The 20,384-nt window shown below is 72.6% G+C and carries 20 protein-coding genes and 1 pseudogene; 17 read left to right on the top strand and 4 right to left on the bottom strand.

What is annotated here, in order from left to right:
- Positions 1 to 16: 16 nt before the first annotated feature.
- The 11 genes and pseudogenes from IE142_RS22930 (at position 17) to IE142_RS22880 (ending at position 11,988) form a co-directional block, all read left to right on the top strand.
- Positions 17 to 652 (top strand): NUDIX domain-containing protein, encoded by a 636-nt coding sequence (locus tag IE142_RS22930; protein WP_191887478.1) that lies wholly within the window; start codon positions 17 to 19, stop codon positions 650 to 652.
- 162 nt (positions 653 to 814) lie between these two features.
- The gene (locus tag IE142_RS22925; protein WP_191887477.1) at positions 815 to 2,842 is read left to right on the top strand and encodes a tetratricopeptide repeat protein; all 2,028 of its coding nucleotides are present in this window, start codon (positions 815 to 817) and stop codon (positions 2,840 to 2,842) included.
- Positions 2,843 to 2,983: 141 nt separating this feature from the next.
- A complete protein-coding gene (gene ald, locus IE142_RS22920) occupies positions 2,984 to 4,099 on the top strand; it encodes an alanine dehydrogenase (RefSeq protein ID WP_191887476.1) in 1,116 nt (371 codons plus the stop codon).
- Positions 4,100 to 4,487: 388 nt separating this feature from the next.
- On the top strand, positions 4,488 to 5,618 hold the full coding sequence (locus IE142_RS22915; protein ID WP_167343748.1) for a ParA family protein: 1,131 nt from the start codon (positions 4,488 to 4,490) through the stop codon (positions 5,616 to 5,618).
- Positions 5,603 to 6,178, top strand: a complete 576-nt coding sequence (locus IE142_RS22910; RefSeq protein WP_191887475.1) for a hypothetical protein — start codon at positions 5,603 to 5,605, stop codon at positions 6,176 to 6,178. Before IE142_RS22915 ends, IE142_RS22910 begins: the two co-directional genes overlap by 16 nt.
- Positions 6,179 to 6,583: 405 nt before the next feature.
- Positions 6,584 to 7,681, top strand: coding sequence for a segregation and condensation protein A (locus IE142_RS36875; RefSeq protein WP_370466404.1), 1,098 nt, complete (start codon positions 6,584 to 6,586; stop codon positions 7,679 to 7,681).
- Positions 7,678 to 8,331: an SMC-Scp complex subunit ScpB gene (gene scpB / locus IE142_RS22900; RefSeq protein ID WP_191887473.1), complete on the top strand. Its 654-nt coding sequence runs from the start codon at positions 7,678 to 7,680 to the stop codon at positions 8,329 to 8,331. Before IE142_RS36875 ends, scpB begins: the two co-directional genes overlap by 4 nt.
- The gene (locus tag IE142_RS22895; protein WP_191887472.1) at positions 8,331 to 9,446 is read left to right on the top strand and encodes a pseudouridine synthase; all 1,116 of its coding nucleotides are present in this window, start codon (positions 8,331 to 8,333) and stop codon (positions 9,444 to 9,446) included. The genes scpB and IE142_RS22895 overlap by 1 nt, the downstream gene beginning before the upstream one ends.
- A 72-nt stretch (positions 9,447 to 9,518) precedes the next feature.
- Entirely contained in the window at positions 9,519 to 10,238 is a 720-nt protein-coding gene (locus IE142_RS22890; protein ID WP_191887504.1) for an NUDIX hydrolase, read from the top strand.
- Entirely contained in the window at positions 10,235 to 11,257 is a 1,023-nt protein-coding gene (locus IE142_RS22885; RefSeq protein ID WP_191887471.1) for an ADP-ribosylglycohydrolase family protein, read from the top strand. Before IE142_RS22890 ends, IE142_RS22885 begins: the two co-directional genes overlap by 4 nt.
- Positions 11,258 to 11,264: 7 nt before the next feature.
- Positions 11,265 to 11,988 (top strand): annotated as a pseudogene (locus IE142_RS22880) (nucleotidyltransferase domain-containing protein).
- Here IE142_RS22880 and IE142_RS22875 read toward each other — a convergent pair.
- Both IE142_RS22875 and IE142_RS22870 read right to left on the bottom strand, forming a co-directional pair.
- Positions 11,914 to 12,657 (bottom strand): nucleotidyltransferase domain-containing protein, encoded by a 744-nt coding sequence (locus IE142_RS22875; protein WP_191887470.1) that lies wholly within the window; start codon positions 12,655 to 12,657, stop codon positions 11,914 to 11,916. The pseudogene IE142_RS22880 and the gene IE142_RS22875 overlap by 75 nt on opposite strands.
- 22 nt (positions 12,658 to 12,679) lie before the next feature.
- Complete coding sequence (locus IE142_RS22870; RefSeq protein WP_191887469.1) at positions 12,680 to 13,078, bottom strand: Rieske (2Fe-2S) protein; 399 nt, start codon at positions 13,076 to 13,078, stop codon at positions 12,680 to 12,682.
- Between the two features lie 132 nt (positions 13,079 to 13,210).
- On the opposite strand from IE142_RS22870, the gene aroH reads away from it, so the two are divergent.
- From aroH to der, 5 genes are all read left to right on the top strand, one after another.
- Complete coding sequence (gene aroH / locus IE142_RS22865) at positions 13,211 to 13,573, top strand: chorismate mutase (protein ID WP_191887468.1); 363 nt, start codon at positions 13,211 to 13,213, stop codon at positions 13,571 to 13,573.
- Positions 13,570 to 14,655 carry a prephenate dehydrogenase gene (locus IE142_RS22860; protein ID WP_191887467.1) on the top strand — a complete coding sequence of 362 codons (1,086 nt, stop codon included), beginning with the start codon at positions 13,570 to 13,572 and terminating at the stop codon, positions 14,653 to 14,655. The genes aroH and IE142_RS22860 overlap by 4 nt, the downstream gene beginning before the upstream one ends.
- Positions 14,656 to 14,767: 112 nt before the next feature.
- The gene (gene cmk, locus IE142_RS22855) at positions 14,768 to 15,463 is read left to right on the top strand and encodes a (d)CMP kinase (RefSeq protein ID WP_191887466.1); all 696 of its coding nucleotides are present in this window, start codon (positions 14,768 to 14,770) and stop codon (positions 15,461 to 15,463) included.
- Positions 15,460 to 16,107 (top strand): lysophospholipid acyltransferase family protein, encoded by a 648-nt coding sequence (locus IE142_RS22850; RefSeq protein WP_043374646.1) that lies wholly within the window; start codon positions 15,460 to 15,462, stop codon positions 16,105 to 16,107. The genes cmk and IE142_RS22850 overlap by 4 nt, the downstream gene beginning before the upstream one ends.
- 75 nt (positions 16,108 to 16,182) lie before the next feature.
- The gene (gene der / locus IE142_RS22845; RefSeq protein ID WP_030187531.1) at positions 16,183 to 17,661 is read left to right on the top strand and encodes a ribosome biogenesis GTPase Der; all 1,479 of its coding nucleotides are present in this window, start codon (positions 16,183 to 16,185) and stop codon (positions 17,659 to 17,661) included.
- Between the two features lie 68 nt (positions 17,662 to 17,729).
- Here the strand turns inward: der and IE142_RS22840 are convergent, their stop codons facing one another.
- Positions 17,730 to 18,020, bottom strand: a complete 291-nt coding sequence (locus IE142_RS22840) for a hypothetical protein (RefSeq protein ID WP_191887465.1) — start codon at positions 18,018 to 18,020, stop codon at positions 17,730 to 17,732.
- 76 nt (positions 18,021 to 18,096) lie between these two features.
- Entirely contained in the window at positions 18,097 to 18,915 is an 819-nt protein-coding gene (locus IE142_RS22835) for a DUF8842 C-terminal domain-containing protein (protein WP_191887464.1), read from the bottom strand.
- Between the two features lie 391 nt (positions 18,916 to 19,306).
- On the opposite strand from IE142_RS22835, the gene IE142_RS22830 reads away from it, so the two are divergent.
- On the top strand, positions 19,307 to 20,128 hold the full coding sequence (locus IE142_RS22830) for a hypothetical protein (RefSeq protein ID WP_191887463.1): 822 nt from the start codon (positions 19,307 to 19,309) through the stop codon (positions 20,126 to 20,128).
- Positions 20,129 to 20,384 lie beyond the last annotated feature (256 nt).

Genomic DNA, 20,384 nt, shown 5'->3' with positions numbered 1-20,384 from the left:
GGAAGGGCAGGTCAGCATGGCGGGCAGCACGATCACGGACAGCCACGAGGAGTGGGAGGTCCGGCGGACCGAGACCCCCTTCCGGGGCAAGAAGACCTCCGTGCGCACGGACGAGGTCGTCATGCCCGACGGCTCCGTCGCCTCCCGCGACTACCAGGTCCACCCGGGCTCCGTCGCCGTCCTCGCCCTGGACGACGAGGGACGGGTCATCGTCATCCGGCAGTACCGGCACCCGGTGCGCGAAAAGCTGTGGGAGATCCCGGCCGGCCTGCTCGACGTCCCCGGCGAGAACCCGCTGCACGCCGCGCAGCGTGAGCTGTACGAGGAGGCGCACGTCAAGGCCGAGGACTGGCGGGTGCTGACCGACGTCTACACCACGCCCGGCGGCTGCGACGAGGCCGTGCGGATCTTCCTGGCCCAGGGCCTCTCCGAGGCCGAGGGCGAGCGCTTCGAGGTCGAGGACGAAGAGGCCGACATGGAGCTGGCGCGGGTGCCCGTCGCGGACCTGGTCCGGGGCGTGCTCGCCGGCGACCTGCACAACAACTGCCTGGTCGTGGGCGTGCTCTCGCTGGTGGCCGCGGAGCAGGGCGACGGTCTCGACACCCTCCGTCCGGCCGAGGCACCGTGGCCGGCGCGTCCGTTCGAGACCTGAGAACTCCGAGGACCCGCACCGGTGTGACCATCGGTTGATCCGATCGGGGGACGTGCCCGCCCTGCTCCGCCGGGAACGCCGCAGCGCGTGAACTAGGCTCGGGAAACGCCCGAACCGGAGTTCCGGCGGGCGCCGGTGCGCGGTGGATCGGGAGTGTGGCCCGTGACGGATCAGGCGGTGGACACGGACGGCGTACGGCTGTCGGAGGACCCTGCTGAGGAGAATCGGTTCCTGGGCCGCACCCGGGAGTTGAAGGAGCTGCGCGCCGACATCGAGCGCGCCGGTCTGGACACCCTCTCCGGCCGCAAGGCCCCCCGCGCGCGGGTGCTGCTCATCGCGGGCCGACCCGGATCCGGCCGCACCGCGCTCGCCGAGGAACTGGCCGCCCAGGTCGCGGACGCCTACCCCGACGGCGTGCTGCGCGCCCGGCTGAGCGAGCCGGACGGCACCCGCGTGCCGGTGGGACGGATCGCCCGGGAACTGCTCACCGAGCTGGAGTGCGCCACCCCGCCCGGAGCCGACGAGGACGACCTCGCAGAGGCCCTGCGCACCGCCCTCGCCGACCGCAGGGTCCTGCTCCTGCTCGACGACGCGGCCGACGCCGAGCAGGTCGACGCCCTGCTTCCGGACACCCCGGAATGCCTGGCCGTGGTCGTCGCCCAGGGCCCGCTGACCGGCATCGCGGACGTCCGCCCGTGCACACTGGGCGGCCTGGACACCAAGTCGGCGGTGGAGCTGCTGTCCCGGCACACCGGGTCGGTGCGCATCACCGTCGATCCCCGGGCCGCCGAGCAACTGGTCGAGGCGTGCCAGGCCCAGCCGGCCGCGCTGACGCTGGCCGGCGGCTGGCTCGCCGCCCGGCCCCAGGCGGCCGTCGCCGACCTCGCCAAGCACGTCCGCGCGGAGGACGGTGAGGGCACGCCGCTGAGCCGGGTCTTCCGGGTCGCCTACGCCGCGCTGCCGAGCCCCGCCGCCCGGATACTGCGACTGCTCTCCCTCGCCCCCGCCGGGATGGTCGACCCGCACACCGCCTCGGCGCTCGCCGGCTGCTCCGTGAACGGCGCCCGCACCACCCTGGACGACTTCGTGGCCCTCGGCATGCTGCGCGCGGTCGACTCGCCGCTGCCCGAGTACGAGGTGCCGGGGTGCCTGCACGACCGGCTGCACGCCCTCGCCGAGACGCACGACCGGCCCGCCGAGCTCCAGCTCGCCCGCGCCCGGATGCTGGAACGGACGGTGCGGCTGCTCCAGTCCTGCCGGGCGGTCACCGAGACGGACAGCCCGCAGGCCCGCGAGAAGCTCTTGGACATGCCGCGCGCCCTGCGCTTCCCCACCCCGAGGGCCGCCGCCGACTGGCTGCGCGCCCGCCGGCCCGCCCTCCTGGCCGCGGCCCGGCTGGCGGTCGCCGACGGGGAGCTCGACACCCTCGCCCGCCGGCTGATGTCCCAGCTGGTGCGGGCCATGGTCGCCCACTTCGGCACCCAGGCCGCCGCACCCGACCTGTACGGTATCCACCGCCTCGTCCTCGACGTGGCCGAGCGCCGCGAACTGCCCCGTGAGCAGGCGGCGGCCCTGCTCAACCTCGCCGACCTGGACGCCCGCACCGGCCGCACCGCCGAGGCCCTGGTGCGCTACCGGGCCGCACTGGACGCCGGACGCGAGGCGAACGACCCGTACGCGACCGCCCGCGCGATGGAATCCGTAGGCGGAGCCCATCTCGAGCTGGGGGACTACGACCGGGCCGCCGACTGGTTCGGCCGCGCCCTCGCCCAGCGCCTGGCCCGCGACGAGCGCGCCGACGCCGCCCGGGTGTACGGCCGCCTCGCCACCGCCCACACCTACGCGGGCCGCTACGGCGAGGCGCTGCGGGGCTGGCGAGCCGCGGTCGCCGGGTACCGCAGGACCGGCGACGTGGCCGCCCACGCGCGGGCTCTGAGCGAACTGGCCCGTGTCCAGGAGTACGCCGGACGCCCCGGGGAGTCGCTGCGCACCTGCCAGGAGGCCGTCGAGTGGGCCCGCCGGGCCGAGGACGTCCGGCTCCAGGCGGCACTGCATCTGCGGCTGGCCGACACGCTCGACCGGCTCGGCGACCCGACGGCGGCCGGTCTGCAGCGGGGCACAGCAGATCGCATGCTGAGGGAAGATCACACCGAAGCCTGCGAAATCCGCAGCGCAGCGTCTGAAGATTGATGCTTTGAAAGGCTAGACAGCAGGAACACCTTCATTAGACTGGCTCTGCCGCACGTTCTTGCGGTGTCTCCCGTTGTGCCCATGTGTGCGCGGGTATGTGTAGCTATAGCCCCATCCTCTGAGCCAAGGACCGTGATCGACGTGAAGGTCGGTATCCCCCGCGAGGTCAAGAACAACGAGTTCCGGGTGGCCATCACCCCCGCCGGCGCGCACGAGCTGGTGCGCCACGGTCACCAGGTCGTCATCGAGCGTGACGCCGGTGTGGGCTCCTCGATCCCCAACGACGAGTACGTCGCCGCCGGCGCGCGGATCCTCGACACCGCCGACGAGGTCTGGGCCACCGCCGACCTGGTGCTGAAGGTCAAGGAGCCCATCGCGGAGGAGTACCACCGCCTTCGCAAGGACCAGACGCTCTTCACCTACCTGCACCTGGCCGCCTCCAAGGAGTGCACGGACGCGCTGATCGAGTCCGGCACCACCGCCATCGCCTACGAGACGGTCGAGCTGCCGAACCGCGCGCTGCCGCTGCTCGCCCCGATGTCCGAGGTCGCGGGCCGTATCGCCCCGCAGGTCGGCGCCTACCACCTGATGGCCCCCAACGGCGGCCGCGGCGTGCTGCCCGGCGGCGTGCCGGGCGTGACCCCCGCCAAGGCCGTCGTCATCGGCGGCGGTGTCTCCGGCTGGAACGCCACCCAGATCGCCGTCGGCATGGGCTTCGACGTGACCCTGCTCGACCGCGACATCAACAAGCTGCGTGAGGCCGACAAGATCTTCGGCACCAAGGTCAAGGCCGTCATGTCCAACTCCTTCGAGCTGGAGAAGGCCGTCGTCGACGCCGACCTGGTCATCGGCGCGGTGCTCATCCCGGGCGCCAAGGCTCCGAAGCTGGTCACCAACGAGCTGGTCTCCCGCATGAAGCCGGGAAGTGTTCTTGTCGACATCGCGATCGACCAGGGCGGCTGCTTCGAGGACTCCCACCCGACCACGCACGCCGAGCCGACCTTCAAGGTCTACAACTCGGTCTTCTACTGCGTCGCCAACATGCCGGGCGCGGTGCCGAACACCTCCACCAACGCGCTGACCAACGCCACGCTGCCCTACATCGTCGAGCTGGCGGACCGCGGCTGGGCCGAGGCGCTGCGCCGCGACTCCGCGCTGGCCAGGGGTCTCAACACGCATGACGGCAAGGTGACTTACCGCGAGGTCGCCGAGGCGCACGGCATGGAGTTCGTCGACCCGGCCACCCTGCTCGCCTGAGTCACCAAACGGTAAAGGCGATACGTCAACAGTCGCCGTCAACCCCGCACGCCCGGCCGGGCCTTGTCCGACAAGGTCCGGCCGGGTGTGTGTATGGTCACTTTGCGATTCTCGGCCAACTCGCCTCGAACGTAACGCTTCAACCGATTCGCGCACCGGTGAAACCTGCTGTGCGACGGCCGTACGCCCTTGACAGGGGGGATGTTCCATTGCCGACACATCGGGCCGGGTCCGGCGGATTGTGTTGCTGCGGACGGTCGACACGCCATAGAGTCGCCGAACGTCGGCATGGTGCCACGCTGACCTGTCTAGAAGTTTCCTGGTCACCAAGGAGGTAAGACGACTTGTGAATGAGTCGACATTTACTCCCGGGGGTGGTCAACCAGGAATGCCTGCACGGGCCCACGGCCCCGGGCGTCTCGAGGCTGTCGGCTCCGTCGCTGTACGTACCTTCGCAGCCGCCCACCCGAGTCCGCAGGCAACTCAGACAGCACACATGAGTATGGATGGCCAACACGTGAACGCCATGGCCGGCGACGGAAGTGGCGCGCCCCGCAACCACTTCGCCGACTACGACGAACTGCCCGAGGGGCACTTCTACGATCCGGACGCGGAGTACGAGCCCGATCCCGAGTACGCGGCGACGCTCGCGCCCGACGCAGCCCGTCAGCGCCGTGAGCGCATCGGTCCCACCGGACGCCCGCTGCCGTACTTCCCGATCCCCGGCCCGCTGACCGATCACGGCCCCGCCAAGATCATCGCGATGTGCAACCAGAAGGGCGGCGTCGGCAAGACCACGTCGACCATCAACCTGGGTGCCGCGCTCGCCGAGTACGGGCGCCGGGTGCTGCTCGTCGACTTCGACCCGCAGGGCGCGCTGTCGGTCGGTCTCGGCGTCAACCCGATGGAGCTCGACCTCACCGTCTACAACCTGCTCATGGAGCGGGGCATGGCCGCCGACGAGGTGCTGCTGAAGACGGCGGTCCCCAACATGGACCTGCTGCCCAGCAACATCGACCTGTCGGCGGCCGAGGTCCAGCTGGTGAGCGAGGTCGCGCGCGAGTCCACCCTGCAGCGGGCGCTGAAGCCGCTGATGGACGACTACGACTTCATCGTGATCGACTGCCAGCCCTCGCTCGGCCTGCTGACGGTGAACGCCCTGACGGCCGCGCACAAGGTGATCGTGCCGCTCGAGTGCGAGTTCTTCGCACTGCGCGGTGTGGCGCTGCTGACCGAGACCATCGAGAAGGTCCAGGAGCGGCTCAACCCCGACCTGGAGCTCGACGGCATCCTCGCCACGATGTACGACTCGCGCACCGTGCACAGCCGTGAGGTGCTCGCGCGGGTGGTCGAGGCGTTCGACGACCACGTCTACCACACGGTCATCGGGCGCACGGTCCGCTTCCCGGAGACCACGGTCGCCGGTGAGCCGATCACCACGTACGCCTCCAACTCCGTCGGTGCCGCCGCCTACCGCCAGCTCGCCAGGGAGGTGCTCGCCCGGTGTCACGCCGAGTGAGTCTGCCGGGGGCCGACGAACTCTTCCGTACGACAGGGGGAACGGCGCTCCAGGCGTCCTCCCCGCGGCGACCGGCGAACGGGGAAGCCCGGGTACCGGCACCGGCGGGGGAGAGCGACCAGGCCGCCGCCGAGGACGCACCGCAGTCGGTGCCCGCGCAGGGCGGTGACGGCGAGGGCGCGGAGCACGCCGCTGCGGACGCGGAACAGGGCTCGGCGGGTGAGTCGCGCAGCCGAGGCACGGAGCGCTCCGCGCGGGGCGCCGGAGCGGGCGGGGGTGCGCAGGAAGGTTCGGCCGCCGCCCAGCCCCAGTCGCGCAAGCGCGGCCGGGCCGCCGCCCGTCGGCCCAGCGGCCGCGAGCGCCACGACGAGAAGATCACCGTGTACGTCTCCGCCGAGGAGCTGATGGACCTCGAGCACGCCCGCCTGGTGCTCCGGGGCGAGCACGGACTGGCCGTCGACCGCGGCCGCATCGTCCGCGAGGCCGTCGCCGTCGTCCTCGCCGACCTGGAGACCCGGGGGGACGCCAGCATCCTCGTACGACGGCTGCGGGGACGGTAGCGGTAGCCTGCGGGGGCCATGACCTCGTACGACGCCTCCCGCCCCGGTGCCCGCGCCGGCCGTCGGCGTGCGCTGGGCCGGGGGCCGGGCGAGCGGGCGGCCGGGCCGGTTCCGGACGCGTCCGGCGCGACCGAGGGGGCCGAGCCGCCTGGAGAGGCGCCCGTCGGAGCGGGGCCGTCCGGCCAGGCCGGTCCCGAGATCGTTCCAGGGTCCGGCGCAGTACCCGGGCGGTCGGGTCACGCTGGTTTCGAGACGGGCGCCGGGACCACTGCGGCCTCTCGGACCGGCTTCGAACCCGCAGCCGCCCCCGACACGGACCCCGGGACCACCGTCGCGACCGGGGCCCAGACCGGGACCGGCCCCGAGCCCGACGTCCCCGGTCGGCCCGGGGGCGTCGGCCCCGCGGTGCCGGTGGCGGCCTCGTCCGCGCTCGCGGATGCCTCGCGGCGGGGCACGGCAACGCCTCCGCGGGTGCCCCGCGCGACGGCCGGTTCCGGGCCCGAGCAGTCTCCTGGAGGCGGCCTCGGCTCCCCACAGGGCGCTGGGCCGCCCGTGGACGCGCGGGCACCGGACGGTCGGCCTACGGGGCACGCAGGGCTTCCCCGCACCCCGCGGGGCGACGACACCCGGCGGTCGGCGGAGGCGGACGTGGAGGTCACGCACGCCCTCCCCGAGGCCGCGCCCGGCGAGGGCGACGGGGTCTTCACGGTGCGGCTCGCCAACTTCGAGGGGCCGTTCGACCTGCTCCTCCAACTGATCTCCAAGCACAAGCTGGACGTCACCGAGGTCGCCCTGTCCAAGGTGACCGACGAGTTCATGGCGCACATCCGCGCGCTGGGCCCGGACTGGGACCTCGACGAGACGACCGAGTTCCTGGTGGTCGCGGCCACACTGCTCGACCTCAAGGCGGCCCGGCTGCTGCCCGCCGCCGAGGTGGAGGACGAGGCCGACCTCGCGCTCCTGGAGGCCCGCGACCTGCTCTTCGCGCGGCTGCTCCAGTACCGCGCGTACAAGCAGATCGCGGAGATCTTCAACGAACGGCTGGACGCCGAGGCCCGCCGCCACCCGCGCACCGTCGGCCTGGAACCCCACCACGCCGAGCTGCTGCCCGAGGTCGTGATCAGCATCGGTCCGGAGGGGTTCGCCAAGCTCGCCGTGAAGGCGATGCAGCCCAAGCCCAAGCCGCAGGTGTACGTCGAGCACATTCACGCGCCGCTGGTCAGCGTGCAGGAGCAGGCCGGGATCGTCGTCGCGCGGCTGAAGGAGCTGGGCGAGGCCAGCTTCCGGGTCCTGGTCGAGGACACCGAGGACACGCTGACCGTCGTGGCCCGCTTCCTGGCGCTGCTGGAGCTGTACCGGGAGAAGGCCGTCGCCCTGGACCAGGAGACCGCACTCGGCGACCTGCTGGTGCGCTGGACCGGCGGGGACGGGGACACCGAACCGGTGGTGACCGACGAGTTCGACCGGCCGCCCGAGGCGCCGAAGGAGGAGCAGAAGGCGTGAGCGAAGAGATCACCGAGGCCCCGGGCGGGCCGGCCGCCGTCGCCGCCCTCGACCTGAAGCCCGCGCTCGAAGCCGTCCTCATGGTCGTGGACGAGCCCGCGACCGAGGAGCACCTGGCGAAGATACTCCAGCGGCCCCGGCGGCAGATCGCGGACGCCCTGCGCGAACTGGCCGACGAGTACACGGTGCAGGGCCGGGGCTTCGAACTGCGCCTGATCGCGGGCGGCTGGCGCTTCTACAGCCGCCCCGAGTACGCGGCCGCCGTCGAGGGCTTCGTCCTGGACGGCCAGCACGCCCGCCTCACCCAGGCCGCCCTGGAGACCCTCGCCGTCGTCGCCTACCGCCAGCCGGTCAGCCGCAGCCGCGTCTCCGCGGTGCGCGGTGTGAACTGCGACGGTGTGATGCGCACCCTCCTCCAGCGGGGTCTGGTGGAGGAGGCGGGCACGGAACCCGAAACAGGTGCGATCCTGTACGTGACGACGAACTACTTCCTGGAGCGGATGGGCCTGCGCGGCCTGGACGAGCTCCCGGAGCTCGCGCCCTTCCTCCCCGAGGCGGCGGCGATCGAGTCCGAGACGCTGGAAGGGGTCCCGTCGTTCGATCCGGACGCCCCGGATTCCGAGGACGCAGACGACAAGACGGAACTTTGATGCGAAGCAGCAGCGGCAGGAACAGCAGCGGAAACAACGGCGGGAGCCGTGGTGGCAACAGCGGCGGCCGCGGCGGGAGCAGCGGTGGCCGCGGTAACTACCGCGGCGCCGGAAACAACCGCGACGACAAGCAGGGCGGTCGTCCGAAGAAGCCGCGCCCGGAGGAGCGGCGCTACGACGTGGGACCCGGCGCCACGAAGGACGGCCCGAAGTCGGGCCGCGGCCCCTCGGCCCGGGGCGGCGCCAAGGGCGGGCCGAAGAAGCCCTTGCAGCGGGGGCGCTCGGTGCCGGCCACGTCCCGCGAGTACGAGGCGCGGGCCGAGGAGCGCAACCGCGAGCGGTACGCGGGCAAGAAGGACGTCAAGCTGCCCAGGACCTTCCCGGGCGCCGAGCAGGAGGGCGAGCGGCTGCAGAAGGTTCTCGCGCGCGCGGGCTACGGCTCCCGGCGGGCCTGCGAGGAGCTGATCGAGCAGGCGCGCGTCGAGGTCAACGGCGAGATCGTCCTCGAGCAGGGCAAGCGGGTCGACCCGGAGAAGGACGAGGTCAAGGTCGACGGCCTGACCGTCGCCACGCAGTCGTACCAGTTCTTCTCGCTCAACAAGCCCGCCGGTGTCGTCTCCACCATGGAGGACCCGGACGGCCGCCAGTGCCTCGGCGACTACGTCACGAACCGCGAGACCCGCCTCTTCCACGTCGGCCGGCTCGACACCGAGACCGAAGGCGTCATCCTGCTCACCAACCACGGCGAGCTGGCACACCGTCTGACCCACCCCCGCTACGGCGTGAAGAAGACCTACCTCGCGCACATCGTGGGTCCCATCCCGCGTGACCTCGGCAAGCGGCTGAAGGACGGCATCCAGCTGGAGGACGGCTACGCGCGCGCGGACCACTTCCGGGTCGTCGAGCAGACCGGCAAGAACTACCTGGTCGAGGTCACCCTCCACGAGGGCCGCAAGCACATCGTCCGCCGGATGCTGGCCGAGGCCGGCTTCCCGGTCGACAAGCTGGTGCGCACCGCCTTCGGCCCGATCACGCTGGGCGACCAGAAGTCGGGCTGGCTGCGCCGGCTGTCCAATACGGAGGTCGGGATGCTGATGCAGGAGGTCGACCTCTAGCCAGCCGTACGGGCTTGTGCGCCTGAGCCACCCTCTTTATAGTCGTAGTGACTATTAAGGGGGTGGTCAGTCATTTACGGTTACGACAAGCACGCCTTCGAGCCTTTCGCCGTCACCGTCGACCTCGCCGTCCTCACGCTCCGCGCGGACGCGTTGCACGTGCTGCTCGTCGAACGAGGGCAGGAGCCGTACGCCGGCCGCTGGGCGCTGCCCGGCGGCTTCCTGCTGCCCGAGGAGTCGGCGGAGACGGCGGCCCGGCGCGAGCTGGCCGAGGAGACCGGCCTCGCGGACGTGACCGACCTGCACCTGGAGCAGCTGCGCACCTACAGCGAGCCCGACCGCGACCCCCGCATGCGGGTGGTGTCCGTCGCGTTCGCCGCGCTGCTGCCCGACCCACCCGCACCGCACGGCGGCGGTGACGCCTCGCAGGCCCGCTGGGTGCCGTACGACGCCGCGGTGGACCTGGCCTTCGACCACGACCGGATCCTGGCCGACGCCCGGCGGCGCGTCGGCGCCAAGCTGGAGTACACCTGCCTGGCCACCGCCTTCTGCCCCGCCGAGTTCACGCTCGGCGAGCTGCAACAGGTCTACGAGACGGTGTGGGGCACGGCCCTCGACCGGCCCAACTTCCGCCGCAAGGTGCTGGCGACCCCGGGCTTCGTCGAAGCGGTCCCCGGCGCCGCCCGCCTCACCGGGGGCCGCGGCAAACCGGCCGCGCTCTACCGCGCGGGCCCCGCCACCACCCTGCACCCGCCCCTGCTCCGCGCCCCTCGGGAAGGACGCCCCGCATGACCACGACCACCGTCACCAAGCGGGCCGCCACTGGAGCGCTCACCGGGCTCGCCCTCGGCGACGCGCTGGGCTTCCCCACCGAGTTCAACGACGTGCCGTCGATCCTCGCCGAGTTCGGCCCCTGGCGGGAGATGGAGCTGCCCCGGCCCGCGATCGTCACCGACGACACGCAGATGACGCTGGCGCTGGGGAAAGGGCTGCGGACGGCGATGGACCGGGGCCTGCTCGGGCCCAAGCGCATGGAACGGCCGGTGCGCGACGCGTTCGTCGACTGGTACCAGTCACCGGAGAACAATCGGGCGCCGGGCAACACCTGCCTCCGCGCCTGCAACCTCCTCAAGAGGCCGGACCGCCCCTGGCAGGACGCCAGCCAGGTCCACTCCAAGGGCTGCGGCGCCAACATGCGCGTCGCCCCCGTCGGACTCGCCCCCGGTCTCAGCGACGAACAGCGCGCGGGCGCCGCCCAGTTGCAATCGGCACTCACCCACGGGCACCCGACCGCGCTCGCCGCCTCCGACCTCACCGCGCACGCCGTACGGCTGCTCGCCGAGGGAGCCGAGCCGACCGGACTGGTCGGGCTGCTGCGGTCGTACGCCTACGACAACCGCACCCGCTACCACGAGCGCTGGCTCGGCGACCTGTGGACCCGCGCCCAGGACCCGACACCCGAGCACTTCATCGCCCGCGGCTGGGACGAGTGCCTGGCGATACTCGACCGGCTCCGGGAGGCGGTGCGCACGGTCTCTCCGGAGACCGACCCGTGCCTGGTGGTCGGCGAGGGCTGGATCGCCGAGGAGGCCATGGCGGCCGGGCTGCTCTGCTTCCTGCTCTTCGTCGACCAGCCGCTGACCGCCCTGCGCCGCGCCGCCTGCACCTCCGGCGACTCCGACTCCGTCGCCAGCCTCGCGGGCGCCTTCGCCGGTGCGTACCTGGGCGCCGACGCCTGGCCCGCCGAGTGGGCCGACCGCATCGAGTACCGGGCCGACCTGCTCGCCCTCGGAGCGCTCTGGGACGCTTGAGCAGCGCATGATCGACGCCCTCGACGTCCTTGGCCCCGGTGGTGGCCGAACAGCCCTTTCCGGTGCTGTTCGCCACCGTCTCCGGCGCCCACCTCTACGGCTTCCCCTCCCGCGACTCGGACGTCGACCTGCGCGGCGTCCACCTGCTGCCCGCCGCCGACCTGGTCGGCCTGCGCGAGCCCGAGGAGACCCGGTCGCGGATGTGGGACCGGGAGGCGTCGAGATGGACCTGGTCACGCACGACCTGCGCAAGTTCGTACGGCTGATGCCCCGGCGCAACGGCTACGTGCTGGAGCAGCTGCTGTCGCCGCTGGCCGTGCACACCACCGACGCCCACCGGGAGCTGGCCGCGCTCGCGCCGGTCGTCCTCACCTCTCATGAACACCCAGTGGCGGCTGTTCGAGAAGACCGGCGAGCTCAAGCCGCTGCTCTACACCTTCCGGGTGCTGCTCACCGGCATCCACCTGATGCACTCCGCCGAGGTGCAGCCCCATCTGCCCACGCTCCTCGGGGAGGTCGACGCCGCCCCGGACTACCTGCCCGAGCTGATCGCCGCCAAGGCGGAGCGCGAGCACGGGGACGCGGGCGTCGACCACGCGCGCGTGCGGGCCGACGTCGAGCGGCTGCACGGCGTGCTGGACGAGGCGCAGGCGGCGTCAGCGCTGCCCGACGCCCCCACCGCCTACGACGCGCTGCACGTCTTCGCCGTACGGACGCGGCTGGAGAGCTGAGGTCCGGCGGACGCGGACGAGGAAGTCCTCGACGCGGCGCCGGTCCGGTTCGGCGGGCAGCGGGCTGCCGGGAGCGGCCCGCTCGGCCTCTTCCGCCAGGCGGGTCATTCGGGACTGGACCTCCGGCCAGGGAACCTCGCCGCGCTTCACGGCTAGCAGCGGCTCGCGTCGGTCGCCGACGTCGACGGTGAGGGCGCCCGTGCGCAGCAGGTCGCGGGCGGACGTCAGCAGCCGCAGCAGGTGCATCGCGTGCTTCCAGCGCGGGGCGCCGTGGGTGCGCACGTCGGCGTGGAGCTTACGGCGTTGGCCGTGCGCGTACCGCGTGAACGTCTCGTGGACCCGGCGGGAGAGGAACGCGCCGCGCAGGGCGAGGAGTTCGCGCCCGGTCTCGTCGGCGTACTCGACGAGCGGGGAGTGCAGGCACTCCAGGATGTTCGGGTTCGCGCGCAGGGCCAGCTCGCAGAAACGCTCCAGCTCCCAGCTGAACTGCTCCTCGGCAGGGCCCTCCGCGTGCGTCGGCGGCTTCTCGAAGCGCCAGAACAGGGGCGTCGGGGCGAGGAACACACCCCGGCGGTCCGTGTCGCTGTCCTCCGTGGCCAGACCGAAGGCGCGGGAGCCCATGACACAGGCGTAGACAGTGTGGTCGCGCACCAGGGTCTCGGGTTCCATGCCGGGAGCGTACGCGGGCGGTTCACGCCGGCCGGACCGAATTTCCCTCCACCGCGATCCGCTCCTCGGGCAGGGGCCGCGTCGCCGGCCCGTGCTCCACCGAGCCGTCGGTGATGCTGAACCGGCTGCCGTGGCAGGCGCAGTCGATGGTGCCGTCCCGCACCTCGGACACCAGGCAGTTCTGGTGCGTGCAGACCGCCGAGAACGCCTTGAACGTACCCTGCTCCGGCTGGGTCACCACGATCTTCTCGTCCGTGAAGACCCGGCCGCCGCCGACCGGGATGTCGCTCGTCGTGGCCAACTCCTGCCCCGGCGAGGCGGCCGAGGAGCCGCCGTCGCCGCCTCCGTCACCGCAGCCCGCGGCGAGCGCCGCCGCGCCCGTGCAGAGGAGGACCGTGCGGCGGGTGGGGGTGTGGGGCATCTCGCACCTCCGGGGGAGAGGGTTCCGGCCGGGACAGCGTCTCAGGAGACGGGCGCCCGGAGCCGGTACGCGGCGGGCTGACTAGGCTGGACGGACCAAGAATCGATACGCACGTCAGCAAGGAGCAACGCCGTGGCGGTACGAGCGGTCCGGGGCGCCGTCCAACTGGAGCGGGACGAGGCCGAGCACATGGGCCGGCAGGTCGCGGCCCTGCTGACGGCGGTCCTGGAACGCAACGGGCTGACCGGCGACGACCTGATCAGTATCTGGTTCACGGCCACCCCCGACCTGCACAGCGACTTCCCGGCCGCCGCCGCGCGGGGCCTCGGCATCACAGACGTCCCGCTGATCTGCGCCCAGGAGCTGGACGTAGAGGGCGCCATGCCGCGCGTCGTCCGGATCCTCGCGCACATCGAGTCCGACCGGCCCCGGGCCGAGATCTGCCACGTCTACCTCGGCGCCGCCGCGGCCCTGCGCAAGGACATCGCCCAGTGAGAACCGCACTCGTCATCGGCACCGGCCTCATCGGCACCTCCGCCGCCCTCGCCCTGACCCAGCGGGGCGTCACCGTGCACCTCGCCGACCACGACCCCGAGCAGGCCCGGACGGCCGCAGCGCTGGGCGCCGGCACCGACGAGGCGCCGGACGGGCCCGTCGACCTCGCGATCGTCGCCGCCCCGCCCGCACTCGTCGCCGACGTGCTCGCGGACGCCGTGGGGCGCGGCGCCGCCCGCGGCTACATCGACGTGGCCAGCGTCAAGGGCGGCCCCCGGCGCGAGCTGGAGGCACGGGGGCTCGACCTCTCCGCCTACATCGGCACGCACCCCATGTCCGGCCGCGAGAAGTCCGGGCCGCTGGCCGCCACCGGCGACCTCTTCGAGGGCCGGCCCTGGGTGCTCACCCCGACCCGGGACACCGACACCGAGGTGCTGAACCTCGCCCTGGAACTCGTCTCGCACTGCCGCGCGGTACCGGTGGTGATGGACGCGGACGCCCACGACCGTGCTGTGGCCCTCGTCTCCCACATGCCCCACCTGGTCTCCAGCATGGTCGCGGCCCGCCTCGAGCACGCCGAGGAGGCCGCCGTACGGCTGTGCGGGCAGGGCATCCGCGACGTGACGCGGATCGCCGCCTCCGACCCCCGGATGTGGATCGACATCCTCTCGGCGAACCCGGGGCCGGTCGCCGACCTGCTCGGGGACGTCGCCGCCGACCTGGAGGAGACCGTGCGGGCCCTGCGCGCCCTCCAGTCCTCCGACGACGTCAAGCGCCGCGAGGGCAGCGCCGGCATCGAGGCGGTGCTGCGGCGCGGCAACGCCGGACAGGTGCGGGTCCCCGGCAAGCACGGCAGTGCGCCCCGGGTCTACGAGACCGTGGCCGTCCTCATCGACGACCAGCCCGGCCAGCTGGCCCACATCTTCGCCGACGCGGGCCGGGCCGGGGTCAACATCGAGGACGTGCGGATCGAGCACGCGACCGGGCAGCAGGCCGGTCTGGTGCAGCTCATGGTCGAGCCGAGGGCCGCCGCCGTACTGACGGCGGCACTCAAGGAGCGGGGCTGGGCGATCCGGCAGTGACCGCGGGCGCCGTACGGCTGTAAGAGGCGTCCTGCGAGCCCGGTAACCTTGTGCGGGACGCGTTCGCGTCCCGCACACCACTCACCGCACCGCACCAGGAAGGTGTCCCCACGTGGAAAACGGCGCCGCCCCGACCGCCCCGGCCGTGATTGTCGCCATCGACGGCCCCTCCGGCACGGGCAAGTCGAGCACGTCGAAGGCCGTCGCCGCCCAGCTCGGCCTGAGCTACCTGGACACCGGCGCCCAGTACCGGGCGATCACCTGGTGGATGGTGACCAACGGCATCGACACCGACGACCCGCACGAGATCGCCGCCGCGGCCGGCAAGCCCGAGATCGTCTCCGGCACCGACCCGGCCGCCCCGACCATCACGGTCGACGGCACGGACGTGGCCGGCCCGATCCGCACCCAGGAGGTCACCGCCAAGGTCAGCGCGGTCAGCGCCGTCCCCGAGGTGCGGACCCGGATCACCGAGCTGCAGCGCACCATCGCCGCCGGCGCCCCGCTCGGCATCGTCGTCGAGGGCCGCGACATCGGCACGACCGTGCTGCCGGACGCCGACCTGAAGATCTTCCTCACCGCCTCGGCCGAGGCCCGCGCCGCCCGCCGCAGCGGCGAGCTCAAGGGCGCCGACGTCAACGTCACCCGCGAGGCCCTGATCAAGCGGGACGCGGCCGACTCCAGCCGCAAGACCTCGCCGCTGGCCAAGGCCGACGACGCGGTCGAGGTGGACACCACCGACCTCACCCTCGAGCAGGTCATCGAGTGCGTCGTCACCCTCGTCGAGGAGAAGCGGGCGGAGAAGTGACCGAGGTCCCGTCGGCGCGGGGCGCCGAGGTCGGGCGGCGCATCGGCGTCGGCCTGATGTACGGGTTGTGGAAGCCGCGCGTGCTGGGCGCCTGGCGGGTGCCGGCCGACGGCCCGGTGATCTACGCCGTCAACCACTCGCACAACATCGACGGCCCGATGGTCATGGGCGTCGCCCCCCGGCCGACGCACTTCCTGATCAAGAAGGAGGCGTTCGTCGGACCGCTCGGGCGCTTCCTGACCGGCATCGGCCAGCTCGAGGTGGACCGTCACTCCACCGACCGCACGGCCATCGCCCGCGCCCTGGGCGTGCTGGACAACGGCGGCGTACTGGGCATCTTCCCGGAGGGGACCCGGGGCGAGGGCGACTTCGCATCGCTGCGCGCCGGGCTCGCCTACTTCGCGGTGCGCAGCGGCGCCCCGATCGTCCCGGTCGCGGTGCTGGGAAGCACCGACCGGCCCGGACGGTTGATAAAGGCGCTGCCCCCGCTGCGCTCCCGGGTCGACGTCGTCTTCGGTGACCCCTTCGACGCGGGCGACGGCAGCGGACGGCGTACCCGCAAGGCCTTGGACGAGGCAACCGAACGCATCCAGAAGCAGCTCACCGCGCACCTGGAAAACGCCAGGCGGCTCACGAGCCGCTAGGCGACACTTGAGTAGTGGATCACCCGGAACTGGGGGTTTTCCACCGATCACCACGATGAACGAGGTACGGACTTCATGAACGACCACATCCACTCCGAGGGCTCGGGCGAGGAGCACGACCACGGGGCGCTCGGCGACGCCGAGTACGCGCAGTTCATGGAGCTCGCCGCCGAAGAGGGCTTCGACATCGAGGAGGTCGAGGGCGCGATCGAGGAGGCCGGGCACGGCCCGCTGCCCGTCCTCGCCGTCGTCGGCCGCCCCAATGTCGGCAAGTCGACCCTGGTGAACCGGATCATCGGCCGCCGCGAGGCCGTCGTCGAGGACAAGCCCGGCGTCACCCGCGACCGCGTCACCTACGAGGCCGAATGGGCGGGCCGCCGCTTCAAGGTCGTCGACACCGGCGGCTGGGAGCAGGACGTCCTCGGCATCGACGCCTCCGTGGCCGCGCAGGCCGAGTACGCGATCGAGGCCGCCGACGCCGTTGTCTTCGTCGTGGACGCCAAGGTCGGCGCCACCGACACCGACGAGGCCGTCGTACGGTTGCTGCGCAAGGCGGGCAAGCCCGTCGTGCTGTGCGCCAACAAGGTCGACGGCCCGAGCGGCGAGGCCGACGCCTCCTATCTGTGGTCGCTGGGGCTCGGCGAGCCGCACCCGGTCTCCGCGCTGCACGGCCGTGGCACCGGCGACATGCTGGACAGGGTCCTGGAGGCCCTGCCCGAGGCCCCGGCGCAGACCTTCGGCACCGCCGTCGGCGGCCCGCGCCGCATCGCCCTGATCGGCCGACCCAACGTCGGCAAGTCCTCGCTGCTCAACAAGGTGGCCGGCGAGGAGCGCGTCGTCGTCAACGAGCTGGCCGGCACCACCCGCGACCCGGTCGACGAGCTGATCGAACTGGGCGGCGTCACCTGGAAGTTCGTCGACACGGCGGGCATCCGCAAGCGCGTCCACCTCCAGCAGGGCGCCGACTACTACGCCTCGCTGCGCACCGCCGCCGCCGTCGAGAAGGCGGAGGTGGCCGTCATCCTCATCGACGCCTCCGAGTCGATCTCGGTCCAGGACCAGCGGATCGTCACCATGGCCGTCGAGGCGGGACGCGCGATCGTCGTCGCCTACAACAAGTGGGACACCCTCGACGAGGAGCGCCGCTACTACCTGGAGCGGGAGATCGAGACCGAGCTCGGCCAGGTGGCCTGGGCCCCGCGGGTCAACGTCTCGGCGCAGACCGGTCGGCACATGGAGAAGCTGGTCCCGGCGATCGAGACGGCCCTGGCCGGCTGGGAGACCCGCGTACCGACGGGCCGCCTGAACGCCTTCCTCGGCGAACTGGTCGCCGCCCACCCGCACCCCGTGCGGGGCGGCAAGCAGCCGCGCATCCTGTTCGGCACCCAGGCGGGCACCAAGCCCCCGCGGTTCGTGCTCTTCGCCTCCGGCTTCATCGAGGCGGGCTACCGGCGCTTCATCGAGCGCCGGCTGCGTGAGGAGTTCGGCTTCGAGGGGACGCCGATCCACATCTCCGTGCGAGTGCGTGAGAAGCGCGGCGCGAAGAAGAAGTAGCGGCGCACGACGCGACGAGAGAGGGCGCCCCCGGCCGGGGGCGCCCTCTCTCGTCGCTGGGGTGGCCGTCAGTCGCCCGAGCGCGGGGCGGGCGGCAGCGCGGCCGGGACGTGGTGCGTGCCGACGCGCTGCCACACCGACTGCTGGCCCACGCGGGCGCTCTGGGCCCCGGCGCTGTAGACGCTGTAGGAGCCCCTGCTGCGGGGGAGGCTCCTGAAGGACGTGAATCCCAGCTCCTCCTCGCCGCTGCGATCACCCGGGAGCGATCGGAAGGACCTGACGTACTCGGCGTAGAGCGCGTCGTAGATCGGCGTGGCCGAGGGGCCGCACTGGCGGTGGAAGGCGTCGTATGCGTACACGTATGTCCAAACGACACCGGGCTGGAAGGGATGCGGCCGGACGGTGACCGACTGGCGCCGTACGCGCGGACGGCGCTCAGGTTCCCGCCAGCGGCAGTGCCGCCGCGACCAGCTGACCGTTGGCCGCCGCCTTGTCGAGGGCGTCCCGCAGCAGGTCCTCGCGCGGCTGCCGTCCGATCGAGCCGACGGGCGCCGCGAACAGCAGTACCTGCTGGTGCTTGCTGGCCGCCGTGCGCCAGCCCTCGGTGACCTGGAGGGGCTGGTGCGCCTGCCACCAGGCCACCGGTCGGCCGCCGTTCGTTCCGGGCTGGAGCACCGCGTGCAGCTGGCCCATCGCGAGCAGCACCGACCAGCCGTGCAGCACGGTCGGCGTGGTGGACAGCTCGGTGACCGGCAGGAAGCCCTGCTCGATGAGGAGCGGCAGGAAGTCGTCGCCGGAGCCGGCCGTGCCGGGGCGGGCGATGGGGGCGGTGGGTTCCACCACGAGGGCCGGGTGCAGCTCCCCGGCGATCAGGATCAGTCCGCTGGTGACGCCGAGCACCGCCTGCTCGGGCGCCACATTGCCGGGAGCGGCCTGCTCGGGCCGGGGCGGGGCCTGGTCCGGCTGGGGGCGGGTCTGGTCGGCGTTGATGGACCGCACGGCCCCCTGGAGTTGCTCCTCGGTGACCTTGACGACCTGCGAGGGCAGGCAGCCGGCGTGGGCGAAGGCGAGGACGGCCGTTTCCTCGCCGATGAAGAGGACGGTGCTGGTGCGCTCCTGTTCGCAGTCGCCCGGGGTGCGGCAGGACGTGCAGTCGTAGCTGCCCGGGGCCGATTCCCCGGAGAGCAGGCGGTCGGCTTCTTCGTCGCCGATCTCGGCGCGTACGTCGTCGCTGACGTCGAGCATGCGCGGCACGGGTGGCTCCCTCGGGATGCGGTGCGTGGCCGGACCGGGTGGCTCCCGGGCCGTGGTCCGGGCGGTCCCCGGCTCATGCAGAAGACAACGGGCGATCTGTGGCGGGAGTAACGCCCCATGGCCAACGGAATCGAACCATGCGGCACGCGTGGCCGCCTGTCGGCCCGCACCGCCCGGGGGGCTCAAGTAGCGGGAGCAGCGGGCTTGTTGGGACGGTCGGACGGGTGCCGGACCCGGTGCTCCGGGGTCGACAAATCGGGAAATCAGCGAATGAACCGGGTGACCGAAAAGCACCTCGGTCGTGACCACATCGCAATCGGACACGGACAACCAGAAGGCGGAAATCCGGGTCTGACCGGACGACGGGACACCCAGGGAGGAACCGCACCGCATGACGCCGCCGACCCCACCGGCCGCCCCACTGCGCGCCGACTGCATCGGCGACTCCGCGGGCGGTCTGACCTTCGACGTCGCCGTACCAGGGGACTTCGGGACGCCTCTTCTGCTCCTGCGCCGCCGCGATTGCGAGGCCGCCGAGGACACGGTGAGCCTCCCGCTCGCCCCGGCCGCCGAGGGCCGGCTGCGCGCCGCGCTGCCCAGCAGCGTCGCCCTGCCCGAGGGCCGCTGGGACGCCTACGCGCGGGTGTCCGACCGCGAGCAGCCGCGCCGCCTGGTGCCCGGCGTCACCGACCTGCGCTCCCTCGCCGACCGCACCCCGAGCGGACTGCTCGGCCACGTCGCCGTCCGCATCCCGTACGCCACCCGGCAGGGCAACCTCACCGTCCGCAGCTGGCTGCGCGCCCCGCACGCGGAGACCGGGGAGCTGCGCCTCGCGAACGACGGGCTGACCGTGCACGGGCGGGTGTACGGCACTCAGCTCGCCCACGGAGCCCACGCCGAACTGCGGGCCCGGCCAAGCACCGGCGAGGGCGGTGTGCGCCGGCTGGAGCTCGCGGCCGACCGGTCGGAGTTCGGCTTCACCGTGCCCTACGGCACGCTCGTGCCGGGCGTCTGGGACCTGTGGCTGCGGCCCACCGGTGACCCGGGCCCCGCCGTCCGCGTCGCGCGACTGCTGGACGACGTCGCCGACAAGCACCCCGTCTTCACCTATCCACGCGCGCGCGTACGGACGCGGTACGGCCCCGCGGAGGCCGGGCCGTACTACACCCGGGACAACGACCTGTCGGTGTCCGTCACCGCTCCGGAGCTGTGACGGTCGCGGACGAGACCTGTCCGCGACCACTGGCGGGCTCGGCGCCATGCCGCTGCCTGCTGCGCACGGCGTCGGGAGCCCGGACGGCATCGTGAACCACGTGCTGCTGCTCGGGTTCGACTTCGAGGTGCTGGAGCCGGCCGGGCTGACGGAGGCGATCAGGACGGCAGGCGAACGGCTCACCCGCGCCCTGGGCCGGGCCGGCGGATCCGGCGGTGCCGGGGAACCTGTGAGCGGGCGATGCGTTCGCTGTGCA

Origin of the sequence: Streptomyces mutabilis (genome assembly GCF_014649815.1) — a bacterium.
Taxonomy (GTDB): domain Bacteria; phylum Actinomycetota; class Actinomycetes; order Streptomycetales; family Streptomycetaceae; genus Streptomyces; species Streptomyces mutabilis.
This window is presented reverse-complemented; position numbering and strand designations above follow the sequence as displayed.